The following is a 14,147-nucleotide window of genomic DNA, read 5'->3' as shown; positions in this document are numbered from 1 at the left end:
ATTTAATAATCATCCATTTCAGTATCCCAATCTATTTATCAAGAACGTAGCGTTGTGATTATTTTATCTAAAGATAGACGAACCTCTAAATTTATAACGAGATATTACTCTTTCTTTCTAAAAATCAGCCTTTCTCTTCTCAAGAAATGCCGTTGTTCCTTCTATAAACTGATCAGTTCCAAAACAACCTCCAAATTCTTCAATCTCTGTATCATACCCGTCTACACCGTCTTCATAACCTGCATTTACAGCATTAATTGCCGCTGCGATTGCCATAGGTGAGTTGCGCATGATTTTACCTCCTAGCTTCTCTGCAAGTGGTAACAATTCTTCTTGTGCAACAATATGATTGATAAGACCGTAATCAAGTGCAGTATTTGCGTCTATCATTCCTGCAGTCATAATCATCTCCATAGCACGTCCTTTACCTACTAATTGTGGTAAGCGCTGTGTACCACCATATCCAGGGATAACTCCTAGGCCTACTTCTGGCAGTCCCATACGTGCATTATCACTAGCTATTCTAAAATGTGCCGCCATCGCAAGTTCTAGTCCGCCACCTAGTGCAAAACCATTAATTGCAGCGATAACTGGAGTTCCCATATCTGCTACATAATCAAATAAAATTTCTTGTCCCATGCGAGCAAGTTCTGCCCCTTCAGATTCTGAGAAATTTGCAAACTCTGAGATATCTGCTCCTGCTACAAAAGCTTTTTCGCCAGAACCGGTTATAATTGCAACGCGTACGGTTGCATCTTCTTCCGCTTTCGCGAAAGCGTTATGAAGTTCCTCAATAGTCTCTTTGTTTAAAGCATTAAGCTTAGATGGACGATTGATTGTGATGGTAGTGATACCGTTTTCTGTAGTTGAAAGAATATTATTGTACATAATACTATGTTGATTTTAATGTTGGTTCGTATAAAGCCTTAATCGCTACGCCTTGAGACGTCTTATTTTGGAAAAACAACCTTAAAAATGGTTCCTTTTCCTTCTTCTGAAGTAAAGGTAATACTTCCATTATAGGTCTCCATAATATTTTTTACCATTGCTAGTCCTAGTCCCATCCCACTTGATTTGGTAGTAAATTTAGGTTCGAATATTTTAGCTTCATTTTCTTTTGTAATGCCAGTTCCATTATCTATAACACTAATCTCGACCTTAGTATCTAGCTCTTGTACTGCTACGATAATATTAGGGTTATCTGTGTCTTTTGTAGCTTGTACTGCATTCTTTACGAGATTAGTAACCACGCGAATCAGTTGCGTCCTGTCAAAATTTGCAAACAGCTCTTCCTTTTCACTAGAGAAATAGATGTAACGCTCATTAAATATATCTACAGAGAGCTTTACAATATTAGGCACATTAAGAATCTCGCTTTGCTGCGCTGGCATGTCTGCAAAGTTCGAAAAAGCACTAGCAATACTACTCATCGTGTCAATTTGCTGAATAAGTGTCTTGCTGTATTCCTTAATTTTGCCGTGAACCTCTGGATCTTCTGGGTCAAAACGGCGCTCAAAACTCTGCACCGTAAGTCGCATAGGCGTAAGTGGATTTTTAATCTCATGAGCCACCTGCTTTGCCATCTCTCTCCAAGCGGCTTCTCGTTCATTTTGCGCAAGCTTCACAGCACTGCCTTCTAGCTCATCAATCATACGATTATAGGCATTGACCAATGTTGTAAGTTCTGATGGGAGCTCTGTAGTATCTATTTTCTCGTTACGTTTGTCTAGTTGAGTTTCTTTGATATTATCCTCTACCGTTTTTAAGGTCTTAGTAATATACCTAGCCAGAAAATACGCTAGTAGAATAGCTGTGATAACCATCAATATATTTACAACCACAAGACGCCATAAAATCTCACGAAGCTCCTTATTGATAAAAGCCTCGCTATCTTCATACTCGATTTCTAATATAGCAAGTGGCTTATATTTGGGATCGTTTATAAATGAGTATGAAAGCTGCTGTGATACTTCTCCATCTAGCTGATTTACGTATCTCTTTTCTTCAGATTCTTCAAGATTTTGAAGTGTTTCTAGACAAAGCTTCTTTTGTTCTGGGCTATCAAATAGTTGATCCTTTGATGATATCAATGGCTCTCCCTCAAGGTCATACATACTGATGTTCTCACCTTGTATACTTGCAATCTCATAGATCTTTTCTTTAAAGATATATGGGATTTTTTCGGTTTTGAGTTCGTAGCTCGTATTATTCAACACAAAATCTATCGTCTTTCTTATGGAAGACTCCTTGCGCTCTAATCGCTCCTCATTATAATCTCTTATCTGCTCTTTATATTGAAAATAAGTGACCCCTGCTATCATTAAAAAGGCAATCAATACCAGCATGAGCATGGAGGTAAAGATCTTTGTTCCTAGTGAGGTACGATTAAAAGTGAGCATTAAGCATTTGGGTTTTTATCTTGTATTTTCTTATACAATTTAATGCCTAACATCAACAATACTGCCAAACCTACGAGGCCTAGCATTCCAAAAATCCAATTGGTTGTACTTTTTGTGACTGCTAGAAAAACCACTGCAAATAAGATAAGCGTTGCGCCTTCATTCCACAGTCTCATCTGGCCGGATGAGTATTTAAAAACTCCCTCTTGTAAACTTCTGTGTATACGCCAACTTTTCCAATGATATAAAAATAGGAGTACTATGAATGCTAATTTAATATGCATCCACGGAGCACTAAAAAGACCAGGGTTTACATAAAACATCAAGCTCCCAAAAATCACAGTGAGCACCATAGAAGGCCCTGTAATTATCTTCCAAAGGCGATGTGCCATTAAGCCAAGTTGCTTGCCAAGTATTTCTTTATCTGGTGACGGTTTTTCACTAGCTTCTATCTGATATACAAAAAGACGCGGCATGTAAAACAAACCTGCGAACCAAGTGACAACGAAGATGATGTGTAGGGATTTAAAATAAAAGTAGTATTCTGCCATTAGTATTTAGGGAGTTTCTTAGTACTTTGAAAAGCTAATATTCTTACTTCATTAATATGTTGTAAGACCTCGTAAGCTATAAAATTATTTTTATCTACAACTGCTTTATGAACCTCAAATACTGTTGATGAAAGAGGAAAGCTTAATGGATTTGAGGAAATCGTTTTTACCGTAGCAGAAATAGCAGTATCTAATTTTAAAATTTCTTTTGAAGTCCATTCTTGCTCAAGATAAAGAATAACATCTTGAAGACCTTCCTTCGCGTTAGGCGTCCACGTTACTTTATACGCCATTTATCAAAAACATTCATTACCTCGTCGTGCGGAATCAATAAACCCTCATCTGCTTGCTTTTTTCCAAGCTCAATAGCTGCTCTTTCTTCGTTACTTAAATTACCCCACCAATCTGTAGGAGCTTCTTCATCAAGAATGCTCTTTATTTTATACAATGTGCCCTCCTCTTTCACTTTAAGTAAGAGTTCTACGAGTTTGATTTTAGTTGCATCTAAGTCCATAATAGTGGCTTTCTAACAAAGATAAAGGAAATTATGATATGAGGATTTTAAGGTAATAGTGCACAAAACAATAAAGGCGCAGAATTTCTTCTGCGCCTTTCTAATAATAAAATTACTCTACCTACTCCTTTGCATCCTCCACAAAAAGGTAATCTAACTTCAAGCTATTAAACTCATCATTAAACTTAGTTACCTCTGCATCTAGCATTGTGTCAAATGCATCAAGCTGTGTATTGATTGCTGCCGTAAGTTCATTTTTTACAGCTAGGTCTTGATCTGTAGGTCCAAAATCTCCCATACCCACAAGACTATTTAAGTGCCCTAGTTTGTTTGTTAACTTAATAGGGAAGTTAAGTGGATCTTGTCCTGAGCGATTCTTCGTCTGGTATAATTCTTTCTCAATCTTACCAAACTCTTCTTGCATTGTTTTTGCTTTCTCACGCAAATCTGCAGTGCGTTCATCGTCTTTGTATTGCGTAGTAAACGACTTGAGCTGATTATTAATTTTCTTAATCTTTTTTATGCTTTGGTGCGCTCTGTCTACAGATTTATTTACATCAGATATAAAGTCATGTTGCTTTTGCATATCTGCCACTGTAGCCTCTGCATTTGGATTTGCCACTATCTCAAACGTTTCTGTCTGCACCTCACCATTAACATTAAGAGCTACTTTATAATTTCCAGGTACCGCTTTAGGACCTTCTAGACTTGCCCACCATAATACCATTTTATCAAGCTTTTCGGCTCCGTCTTTTCTCGTGTTCCATGCAAACATATTTCCACCTTTCTTAGCTTTTAGCTTTTCACCTTTTTTCCTAGCTCCTGTGCTAAACGACTTGAGCGTATCACCAGCCATCGTCATATAAGATAACATTACAGTATCTTTCTTAGCATCAAAATCTTTCAAGTTGAAGTAAGTCATTACACCACCTGGATGATTAGTTCCAGCAGTCAGGCTTGATTTTCCACCATTTCCGCCCATTCTGTAGGTTGGTTTTGGCTTAAATAATTTGTTTGTTCCAGCTTTCGCGAAAGCGGACTGATGCAACATCCCAAGGTCATCTATAATCCAAAGGCTACGCCCCTGCGTTGCTACAATGAGGTTATCATCCTTAATAGTAAGGTCTGTAATAGGAACGATAGGTAAGTTAAGTTGGAACGATTTCCAGTTTTTACCATCGTCAAAACTGATGTACATTCCCGCTTCTGTACCGGCATATAATAATCCCTTTTGCTTAGGATCTTCGCGTACTACACGTGTAAAATGCTCTGCTGGAATACCGTTTGTAATCTTTTTCCACGACTTTCCGTAGTCTGTCGTTTTATATAAATAAGGAGCAAAATCACCTAGCTTGTAGCGTGTTCCAGCCACGTAAGCAGTTCCTTCTTCAAAGGCAGATGGCTCTACGCTATTTATCATCATATTTTCTGGCATCCCTTTAGGCGTTACGTTTTCCCAAGATGTACCACCATTACGAGTAACGTGTACAAGTCCATCATCACTACCTACATATAATAACCCTTCCTTCATAGGAGACTCTGCTGCTGCAAATATGGTACAGTAGTACTCTACAGAAGTATTATCTTGTGTGATAGGTCCTCCAGAAGATTTCATTTTTTCTGGATCATTTGTGGTAAGATCACCACTTATTACTTCCCAGCTTTGACCTTCATTTTCACTCACGTGCACGCTTTGTGAGAATGTGTACAATCTGTTAGGGTTATGCTTTGAGAAAATGATAGGAAAATTCCACTGGAAGCGGTATTTCATATCTTCTACACCATGTCCCATTGGGTTATCTGGCCATACAGATACGCTACGTACCGTGTTTTTCTCGTGGTTTACACGCGTTAAGAATCCGTCGTAACTACCTCCATACACAATTTCATTATCCTCTGGATCTACCGCAATATGTGCCGACTCTCCTCCTGCGGTGCTTTCCCAGTCTGTCTCTCCTATAGATCCACCTTCTGTTCTGTGTGGGATACGTATTGTACTATTATCTTGCTGTGCTACATAAATTCTGTACGGAAATGCATTATCTGTAGTTACACGGTAAAACTGAGCCGTAGGCTGATTCATATACGTACTCCAAGAACGCCCACCGTCATAAGACACTTGTGCGCCACCGTCGTCACCTATAATCATTCGGTTAGGATCTTCTGGAGATATCCATAAGTCATGGTGATCTCCGTGTGGTGCGTTATGCGTACTAAAAGTTTTACCTCCATCTGTAGATTTATGGTAACGCACGTTTAATACATAAACGGTATTCTCATCCTTAGTATCTGCATATAGACGTGTGTAATACCAAGCACGCTGGCGCAATTTGCGCTCATCGTTTATTTTTTTCCAAGTTATTCCTGCATCTGTAGATGTGTATAAACCCCCCTCTTCTTGGTTTTCTACCATTGCATATAGTCGGTTACTGTTTACTGGTGAAACAGTAATTCCCATAATACCCAAGATACCTTCGGCAAAACCATCGTTTGTAGAAATCTCCTTCCACGTTTCACCGCTGTCTGTACTTTTCCATACGGCAGATCCTTCTCCACCAGAACTCAAGCTATAAGGTGTTCTTCGAGCATTCCAAGTTGTTGCATATAACACACGTGGATTGTTTGGGTCTATAATTAAATCTACTACACCACTATCTGCATTTGAAAATAAGGTTCTTTTCCAAGTCTTCCCTCCATCTGTACTTTTATAAACACCGCGCTCTTGTGTAGGCTTATAGATATTACCTAAAACGCCAGCATATACAATATCAGAATTAGTAGGATGGACACGTATTCTTGGCACGTGGCGGCTTTCCTTGAGACCCGACTGGATCCACGTTTTTCCTGCGTCTTCAGACTTCCAGATTCCGTATCCAGAAGATACGTTTCCTCTGAGAGTTTTCTCTCCACCACCTACGTAAATAACGTTTGGGTCGCTTTTTGAAACCTCAACAGCTCCTATACTACCTCCAAAATATCCATCGGAGATATTTTCCCATTCTTTACCACCATCTGTAGTGCGCCACACACCGCCACCAGTACTTCCCATATAAAATAAGTCAGGCTGACCTGGCACTCCAGTAACGGCAGCACTTCGACCACCTCGGAAAGGGCCAATGAGTCTATATTCTAAAGCTTCGTAAGTAGAGGGGTCTGGTGTTTGTGCAAACGTATCAAAAGATAATACTGAGCAAACCGCCAGTAATAGGTAGCATAATTTTGTCTTCATTTGGATTGTGTTTGTTATAGCTAAGAAAATTACACAATTCTCTATGAAGTAAGAAGTAACGATGAGTTTTTAACGCTTTCGCGAAAGCGTATACCCTATAATCTCTATAAAATTAACGTCATTATTATCATCTCAGCAATAGAGAGAATACGAAAAGCAATCGTCATCTCGACGAAGGAGAGATCACACATCAGGCTCAAAAAATTCTAATAAATCATTCTCATCAACGACTGCTCACTGTTATGTGATTTCTCGACAAGCTCGAAATGACGGAAATAAGATTTTTTGAAGCATTTCACATTTTCGCGAAAGCGTAGTACTTCTACTCTTCTGCTACTGTAAGATTTTTAGTCACATCACGCCTTAAGAAATAGCCTGTAACCACTGTGGAGAGTACATCTGCAATAGGAAATGCAATCCAAACGCCAAAAACTCCCAAGTAATTAGGTAATATCAATACCAGCGGAATTAAGAAAAAACCTTGTTTTGTAAGACTGAGTAATAATGCAGGAACGGCCTTACCTATCGCTTGGAAATAGACAGCGCCTATTAATTGAATTACAATTACTGGTGTTGCCGCAAAAACCCATCTCAAAGCATCTGGTGTCCGCTCCATTAGTATATTATTATCTGCAATAGCCTGAGCATCTGCATGGCTATCACTTATAAACCAAGAGACAAAGAAATCTGGAACTACCATAATAATGATAAAAATGGCGAGTGCTAATCCTCCTGCATATATAATAGATGTTTTAATAGTTTCTCTCACTCTGTCATATTGATTTGCACCATAATTATAGCTGGCGATAGGCATAAAACCTTGTGTAACTCCTATCACGGGAAACAGCGCAAACATTAACATCCTACTTATAATCCCATAACTGGCAACGTCTAGGGCGTCTCCATAATTGATTAGCACATTGTTAAGTAAAATAGTAAGCACAGATATCACTCCTTGACGTGCAAGGGTTACTGCGCTAAGTCCTGAGATTTCTGCGACGACTTTCTTTTTAAGTTTGAGACATTCGGCTACGATTCTTAGTTCGCTCTTGAATATGAAAAACCAAACGATAAATGCAAAGCATATAGCATAACTAATAAAAGTTGCCCAGGCGGCACCTTCCATGCCATAACCTAGTACATTTATGAGTACGTAGTCCATACCTATATTACCTATTGCAGGAAGAATCATAGCATACATAGCAAACTTAGGCTTGCCTTCTGCACGTATCACGTTATTACCCATCATGCACATAGCGAGCATGACAATGCCATAAAGCACAATACGATAATATGTAAGCGCCATATCTTTAAAGGAGTCATCTGCTCCAAAAAACTCAATGAGCGTATCTTGAAATACGAGCCCTAAGACTGCTAGAAGCCCAGATACTAGAAAGGTAAGTGTGATCTGATTACCAAAAACACGAAGTGCCTTATCATCATCACCAGATCCTAAGGCACGTGATAGTACAGAACTACCTCCTATACCTACTGCTAGTCCTATGGCTGCTATAAAAAATGTTACAGGAATAACAACTGTAATAGCACTAATTGCAAGAGGGCCTATCCATCTCCCTACAAAAATGGTATCTACAATCATATTGAGCGACATTACAAGTATTCCTATAGATGCAGGAACGGCCTGCTTAACCAATAGTTTTGAAATGGGCTCTGTGCCTAAGGCTGTAGAATTTTTATTTGCCAAGTTAATATTGAGTTTTAATACTAGTTGCTATGGTACAATTAAAATATTATTTAGTGTGTAGTTAACAGTCAATCAAATATATAATTCTTAAATTACCTACTATCCCTATTTAAACTGATGTTTTTCAAGACATTGAAACCTCCCAAACTAGTGCAACTATGGATGATTTACTACAAAAAAAAGATCTCAATTTTGCTATAATTGAGTTTTACAAAACCTATGTGGTTTGTAAAATGAATGAAGGTATCGTTCTAGATGTTCCTAAAGCAATAGCTCTTCATGAGCAATCTCGCCCCTTCTACAACGGTTTAAAATATGGATTCATATTTGACAGAACCATTGATTATACAATCGACCCTATTGTTTATATACAGTGTCCTTATTATGCAGATATTAATGCAATGTTTGTGGTTGCACAGAAGTTTAACACGAAGCAGATAGTGCAGTTTGAGCAAAATTTTTCAAAATATAAACTCACTGTTTTTGATACCCTCAAGGAGGCACAAAAAGAAATAAAGAAAGTGAAATTTGGTGAAAAATCACCACTCACAGAAGAACCGTTAAGGTAATTACATCAAGCAAAATTCACTTTCTATTACTTCAAGTAATGTATTTATAGCTTTTATTAAGCTATAGCTTTACCACTTTCTACAAGTGCCCACTCATTTGCCCATTTGGCGATGAGCGCAGCCCAGTCATCTCGATCATTTATACAAGGAATGGTATGGAAATCCTTTCCTCCAGCTTCATGAAAGATTTCTTCACCTTCCATCGCAATTTCTTCTAGGGTCTCTAAGCAGTCTGAAACAAAAGCTGGTGTAGCAATTGCCATTTTCTTAAATCCTTCTTTTCCCATGCGCTCAATAGTACGATCTGTATAAGGTTGTAACCATGGATCAAAACCTAAACGCGACTGGAAACTAGTAGAAAACTTTAAAGGCTCCCATCCTAGATATTCTCCTACCATTCTAGTAGTCTCATAACACTGGTGCCTGTAGCAAAATTCATGTGCTGCAGACTCAGACATACAACATGAACCATCAATTTTACAGTGTACCTTAGTTACATCGCTTTTACGTATGTGGCGCTCAGGAACTCCGTGGTATGAAAATAATACGTGCTCATAATCTACACCTTCAAGACTCTCTGCAATAGAATCTCCTAATACTTTAATGTAATCTGCATCCTTGTAGAATGGTTTTACATCTGTAATTTTCATCTTTGGGAAAAACTCAGCTCTTAAATCCTCTGCAAGTACCGTAATGGTTTCTGTGGTTGCCATTGCATAATGAGGGTAAAGTGGTAATAGCATTACCTCATCTACTCCTTGATCATGTAATTTCTGGAGTCCTTCTTTAATAGATAGAGAACCGTAACGCATTGCAATTTCAACAGGCAACTTTGTATGCTCTTGCACTTTTTTCTGAAGGCGCTGTGTAAGTACAATTAACGGTGATCCTTCATCCCACCATATTTTACTATAAGCCTCTGCACTCTTCTTAGGACGTGTATTTAATATGATTCCCTTTACTAGTAATGCACGTGCTGCATAAGGAACATCAATTACGCGTTCGTCCATTAAGAACTCGCCTAAATATTTTTTTACGTCTTTTGGATCTGTACTATCTGGTGATCCCAGATTTACCATTAAAACTCCTTTGTTCATTTATTCTCAGTTTTTCCTTAACAAAAATACAGTATATCAATCGTATCATCCTCATGTTATCCATAAGACTTTATGATACTGGTATTGTCTTTTTTATGCTTTCGCGAAAGCGTAATGTCTTTTACCCTAAGCTCATTAAATACTTTTTTGGCGTAGTGCCAAATTTCTTCTTAAATGCCGTAATAAAGTGACTTGCGGTGCTGTAGCCTACCTTTAATCCTACTTCGTTCACATTGTGGGATCCTGTTTCTAGCAGCTGGCGCGCAACTTCCATCTTATAGTCAAATAGAAAACTAAACACCGAATCTCCATAAATCTGCTTAAAGCCTTCTTTAAGCTTATTAAGTGATAAGCCTATCTCATCTGACAGTTCGCTTAGAGTAGGTGGTGCATCCATTCTCGCAATAATAATTTGCTTAGCACGCTTTATTTTCTGAACATTATCCTCATCAACAAGGAAAGGACATTGCTCAATATCTGCATCTGCAGGGCGATTAAAATATAGACTAAGCAGCTCATAAGCCTTTCCTTTAAAATATAATTTTTGGATAGAAGGATGCAGGCTGTAATTCATTAACTGATTAAGCACAATCGCCATACTAGGAGAAATGCTTCCATCTTTATAGTATTTACGATCTTTATTTTCATCACTCAAGAAGTGAATGAAACTCGCCTCGTTTGAAAATAAATTGTGAAACTTTTTAATAGACATCAAGAGTGTAACGACCCAAGTTTCTGGGGCTAGCTCTAAATTCATAGGTAAATCCCGCTGCGGATTGTAAAGTAATAATGAGTTTTCTTCTTGTATAGGTAGCTGATAAGCGCCATCATTAAAATTAAAAATAGCTGCCCCTTTCAAGCAAAAGTGAAACTGGATGTAACTACTATTTACCGTACGCTCAACTTGCTGTTTTTGAGCAGATTCATTATCAAATCTCAATATAAAAAAGCCATCCTCTATGAGGGTTTCATTAGTTAGGCTTTCAGCGTTGTTTTTTTGTGATACATCCATAGCAAAAGTAATTATTTTATTTAGAATCGCTCTAAATAAACAAAATAGCAAGGGCATCTACTTTACTGTAAACACTGTGCTTCATGTAAAATTACGTCTTCTATCGTTCATTTTACACCTTGTACGATATAAATGATACCGCTAGCGTTATTTTTTTAAGAAAGTGACTATTACTTTTGCGTCCCTGATAGTATCAGAGGAAATGAATATTTGCTTTTGAAAAGACAACGATTTTACGCCATAGGTATTAGTTACAAAAAAGCCGACGCAACTACGCGCGGTCATTTTGCAATATCTGAAACTGCTCAAGAGGCAATTCTTAAAGGTGCCAAAAATGAAGGAGTAACTGCTCTTACTGTTATTTCTACTTGCAATAGAACAGAGTTATACGGCTTTGCACCAGACGCCATGACGCTGGTTAAAATTCTCTGCGAGCACACCCACGGAACCATTGAGGAATTTCTTGACGTTGCATATTTACATAAAGGCGACGATGCAATTGCACATCTCTTTAAAGTAGGTACTGGTCTTGACAGTCAGATTCTAGGTGACTTTGAGATCATTGGCCAACTCAAAATTGGTTTTAAGCGTGCTAAGAAATTACAGCTCATCAATCCATTTATGGAGCGCTTAGTAAATGCTGTTATCCAAGCCAGTAAACGTATTAAGAACGAAACAGAGATTTCCAGTGGTGCTACCTCTGTGAGCTTTGCAGCTGTTCAATATATTATGGCTCGCGTTCCTTATGTTTCAGACAAGAATATCCTTCTTTTTGGAACTGGAAAAATAGGTCGCAATACTTGTGAGAATTTAGTAAAGCATACTAAAAATGAGCATATCACGCTTATTAATAGAACTAAAGAAAAGGCAGAGAAAATTGCTGGTAAATTTAATTTACTCGTAAAGGAATATGCAGATATACAAAGTGAGATTGCACAAACGGACATCCTTGTAGTTGCTACAGGTGCTCAGAAACCTACAATAAGTAAAGAATTACTACACAGTAAAAAGCCATTACTTATTCTAGATCTCTCTATTCCTAAAAATGTGTCTAATGATGTAGAAGAGCTTGAGAATGTCACACTCCTTCACTTAGACCAATTATCAAAAATGACAGACGCGACCTTAAAACGTCGCCAGGGTTATATTCCTCAAGCAGAAGCAATCATTGCAGAAATCACAGACGAGTTTAATGTGTGGTTACAAACTAGAAAGTTTGCTCCTACCATGAAAGCTCTCAAAGTAAGACTTCAAGAAGTACAAGCTGCAGAGATTGAAAATGTACGTAAGAAAACGCCAGATTTTAGTGAGGCGAGTGCAACTGCTATGAGTGATAAGATTATTCAAAAAATTACAAATCAGTTTGCGCATCATTTACGCAACGCAAACGGATCTACAGATCAAAGTATAGCACTTATACAATCTATATTTCAACTCGAAAACGACAATGAGTAAAACCATACGAATTGGTACTCGAGATAGCGAGCTAGCACTCTGGCAAGCTAAAACCGTGCAATCACAACTAGAAGCAAACGGATACAAAACTGAACTTGTACCAGTAAAATCTACTGGAGATCTTATCTTAGATAAGCCACTCTACGAGCTAGGAATCACAGGCATTTTTACAAAAACGCTAGATGTTGCAATGCTTAACGGCACCGTTGACATTGCTGTACACAGCATGAAAGATGTTCCAACCGCATTACCTATAGGGATTGTGCAAGCCGCAGTTCTTAAAAGAGCTGCAACCGAAGATATTCTTGTACATAAAGGAGCACCAGACTACAAACAACCTTGTACAATTGCTACAGGAAGTTTAAGAAGACAGGCACAATGGCTCAATAGATATCCTAACCATCAGACTACAGATTTACGCGGTAACGTAAATACACGACTTCAAAAACTGGAAGATAGTGACTGGACGGGTGCCATATTTGCAAAGGCTGGGTTAGAGCGTATTAATGTACTTCCAGAAAATTACGAAGTACTAGACTGGATGCTTCCTGCTCCAGCACAAGGAGCCATGCTCATTGTCGCGATGGAAGAGGATCAATTTTGTCTAGATGCATGCGCCACACTAAACCACAAGCCTACGGCTTTGTGCACTTATATAGAACGTGAGTTTTTAAAAACATTAGAAGGTGGCTGTACAGCACCTATAGGAGCTCTTGCAGAAGAAATAGGAGACGACATTCGATTTAGAGGAGTATTATTCTCTCTAGATGGTGCCACAAAAATTGAAGTAGAGCAGGTTGTTTCAAAAGCAAATGCTGTTGGTTTTGGTACAGATTGCGCCCTTGATATTCTTGATGATGGAGGACGAGAGTTAATGAAGGAGATTAAGAGTAGTTTAAAAAAATGACCGTGCTATCCACAAAAAAATTAAAACCTAACCAGCGAGAATTACTTCTCAATGCAGGTTTACAATTTGTGGAATATGATGCGATACGCACACAAGAGGTTGCTTTTACGCTTTCGCGAAAGCTTAAAAATGTAATCATCACTAGTCAAAATGGAGCACGCGCTTTACTTAACAATCTTTCTAGTGAACAATTAGAAAGTATAAAAAGTTGTTTTACTGTTGGCGAAAAAACAACGGCGCTTTTAGCCGAAATCGGGATAAAAACGACAAAAACAGCTCAAAATGGAGAAGAATTGGCTCATTTTATAGTAGAAAACTATAAAAACGAACCATTCACCTATTTCTGTGGGAGACAGCGCAGAGATGAGTTACCTACATTGCTCAAAGAAAATAATGTAGCGTGCAATGAAGTGGTTGTTTATGAAACACATCAAATAACACAGTCTTTTGACCGTACATTTGATGGTATATTATTTTTTAGTCCGAGTGGTGTTAACGCTTTCGCGAAAGCGAACAAAAACACACGAGCAATAGACAGCACAGCGTTTTGCATAGGCGAGACCACTGCAACAACGGCAAGACTACACTTTAAAAAGGTAGTTGTGTCTAATGCAACAAGTATAGAAAGCACGATTGCTAAAGCGGTGAAAACATTGAAAGAACAATCTAGAGTATAAGTTACTAGAATAACATAAAATCGTCCCCTCGA

13 protein-coding genes are annotated in these 14,147 nt (G+C 38.2%); 4 read left to right on the top strand and 9 right to left on the bottom strand.

Annotated features, from left to right (window positions below):
• Positions 1-117: 117 nt before the first annotated feature.
• The 7 genes from ACJJVW_RS07730 to ACJJVW_RS07700 all read right to left on the bottom strand — a co-directional run bounded on the left by ACJJVW_RS07730 (position 118) and on the right by ACJJVW_RS07700 (position 8,398).
• The gene (locus tag ACJJVW_RS07730; RefSeq protein WP_405253077.1) at positions 118-891 is read right to left on the bottom strand and encodes an enoyl-CoA hydratase/isomerase family protein; all 774 of its coding nucleotides are present in this window, start codon (positions 889-891) and stop codon (positions 118-120) included.
• A 59-nt stretch (positions 892-950) separates the two neighbouring features.
• Complete coding sequence (locus ACJJVW_RS07725; RefSeq protein ID WP_298323110.1) at positions 951-2,399, bottom strand: PAS domain-containing sensor histidine kinase; 1,449 nt, start codon at positions 2,397-2,399, stop codon at positions 951-953.
• The gene (locus ACJJVW_RS07720; RefSeq protein ID WP_405251232.1) at positions 2,399-2,950 is read right to left on the bottom strand and encodes a CopD family protein; all 552 of its coding nucleotides are present in this window, start codon (positions 2,948-2,950) and stop codon (positions 2,399-2,401) included. Before ACJJVW_RS07720 ends, ACJJVW_RS07725 begins: the two co-directional genes overlap by 1 nt.
• The gene (locus ACJJVW_RS07715) at positions 2,950-3,243 is read right to left on the bottom strand and encodes a type II toxin-antitoxin system RelE/ParE family toxin (protein ID WP_405251231.1); all 294 of its coding nucleotides are present in this window, start codon (positions 3,241-3,243) and stop codon (positions 2,950-2,952) included. Before ACJJVW_RS07715 ends, ACJJVW_RS07720 begins: the two co-directional genes overlap by 1 nt.
• The gene (locus ACJJVW_RS07710) at positions 3,228-3,464 is read right to left on the bottom strand and encodes a hypothetical protein (protein WP_298323116.1); all 237 of its coding nucleotides are present in this window, start codon (positions 3,462-3,464) and stop codon (positions 3,228-3,230) included. Before ACJJVW_RS07710 ends, ACJJVW_RS07715 begins: the two co-directional genes overlap by 16 nt.
• 121 nt (positions 3,465-3,585) lie before the next feature.
• Positions 3,586-6,693 carry a glycosyl hydrolase gene (locus ACJJVW_RS07705; RefSeq protein ID WP_405251230.1) on the bottom strand — a complete coding sequence of 1,036 codons (3,108 nt, stop codon included), beginning with the start codon at positions 6,691-6,693 and terminating at the stop codon, positions 3,586-3,588.
• A 322-nt stretch (positions 6,694-7,015) separates the two neighbouring features.
• Positions 7,016-8,398, bottom strand: a complete 1,383-nt coding sequence (locus ACJJVW_RS07700) for an MATE family efflux transporter (protein WP_405251229.1) — start codon at positions 8,396-8,398, stop codon at positions 7,016-7,018.
• A 158-nt stretch (positions 8,399-8,556) separates the two neighbouring features.
• On the opposite strand from ACJJVW_RS07700, the gene ACJJVW_RS07695 reads away from it, so the two are divergent.
• Entirely contained in the window at positions 8,557-8,967 is a 411-nt protein-coding gene (locus ACJJVW_RS07695) for a hypothetical protein (protein WP_339845878.1), read from the top strand.
• A 56-nt stretch (positions 8,968-9,023) separates the two neighbouring features.
• Here the strand turns inward: ACJJVW_RS07695 and hemH are convergent, their stop codons facing one another.
• Both hemH and ACJJVW_RS07685 read right to left on the bottom strand, forming a co-directional pair.
• A complete protein-coding gene (hemH, locus tag ACJJVW_RS07690; protein WP_405251228.1) occupies positions 9,024-10,064 on the bottom strand; it encodes a ferrochelatase in 1,041 nt (346 codons plus the stop codon).
• A 121-nt stretch (positions 10,065-10,185) separates the two neighbouring features.
• Complete coding sequence (locus tag ACJJVW_RS07685; protein WP_108877570.1) at positions 10,186-11,076, bottom strand: helix-turn-helix transcriptional regulator; 891 nt, start codon at positions 11,074-11,076, stop codon at positions 10,186-10,188.
• 210 nt (positions 11,077-11,286) lie between these two features.
• Here ACJJVW_RS07685 and hemA point away from each other — a divergent pair, with 210 nt between their 5' ends.
• The 3 genes from hemA to ACJJVW_RS07670 are packed head-to-tail and all read left to right on the top strand — an operon-like array spanning position 11,287 to position 14,115.
• Positions 11,287-12,531 carry a glutamyl-tRNA reductase gene (gene hemA, locus ACJJVW_RS07680; RefSeq protein WP_108877569.1) on the top strand — a complete coding sequence of 415 codons (1,245 nt, stop codon included), beginning with the start codon at positions 11,287-11,289 and terminating at the stop codon, positions 12,529-12,531.
• Positions 12,524-13,438, top strand: a complete 915-nt coding sequence (hemC, locus tag ACJJVW_RS07675; RefSeq protein ID WP_405251227.1) for a hydroxymethylbilane synthase — start codon at positions 12,524-12,526, stop codon at positions 13,436-13,438. Before hemA ends, hemC begins: the two co-directional genes overlap by 8 nt.
• Positions 13,435-14,115: a uroporphyrinogen-III synthase gene (locus tag ACJJVW_RS07670; protein WP_405251226.1), complete on the top strand. Its 681-nt coding sequence runs from the start codon at positions 13,435-13,437 to the stop codon at positions 14,113-14,115. The genes hemC and ACJJVW_RS07670 overlap by 4 nt, the downstream gene beginning before the upstream one ends.
• The last annotated feature ends 32 nt before the right edge of the window (positions 14,116-14,147 follow it).

The sequence above is a fragment of the Dokdonia sp. Asnod3-C12 genome, from assembly GCF_045063975.1.
Taxonomy (GTDB): domain Bacteria; phylum Bacteroidota; class Bacteroidia; order Flavobacteriales; family Flavobacteriaceae; genus Dokdonia.
The sequence above is the reverse complement of the archived record's forward strand: the minus strand, read 5'-3'. Positions and strand labels throughout refer to the sequence as shown.

Bases quoted from the DNA above. Each gene is read 5' to 3' on its own strand.
- ACJJVW_RS07715 (WP_405251231.1), bottom strand. From the start codon at position 3,243: ATGGCGTATAAAGTAACGTGGACGCCTAACGCGAAGGAAGGTCTTCAA.
- hemC (WP_405251227.1), top strand. From the start codon at position 12,524: ATGAGTAAAACCATACGAATTGGTACTCGAGATAGCGAGCTAGCACTC.
- ACJJVW_RS07710 (WP_298323116.1), bottom strand. From the start codon at position 3,464: ATGGACTTAGATGCAACTAAAATCAAACTCGTAGAACTCTTACTTAAA.
- ACJJVW_RS07720 (WP_405251232.1), bottom strand. From the start codon at position 2,950: ATGGCAGAATACTACTTTTATTTTAAATCCCTACACATCATCTTCGTT.
- ACJJVW_RS07705 (WP_405251230.1), bottom strand. From the start codon at position 6,693: ATGAAGACAAAATTATGCTACCTATTACTGGCGGTTTGCTCAGTATTA.
- ACJJVW_RS07695 (WP_339845878.1), top strand. From the start codon at position 8,557: ATGGATGATTTACTACAAAAAAAAGATCTCAATTTTGCTATAATTGAG.
- ACJJVW_RS07670 (WP_405251226.1), top strand. From the start codon at position 13,435: ATGACCGTGCTATCCACAAAAAAATTAAAACCTAACCAGCGAGAATTA.
- ACJJVW_RS07685 (WP_108877570.1), bottom strand. From the start codon at position 11,076: ATGGATGTATCACAAAAAAACAACGCTGAAAGCCTAACTAATGAAACC.
- hemH (WP_405251228.1), bottom strand. From the start codon at position 10,064: ATGAACAAAGGAGTTTTAATGGTAAATCTGGGATCACCAGATAGTACA.
- ACJJVW_RS07725 (WP_298323110.1), bottom strand. From the start codon at position 2,399: ATGCTCACTTTTAATCGTACCTCACTAGGAACAAAGATCTTTACCTCC.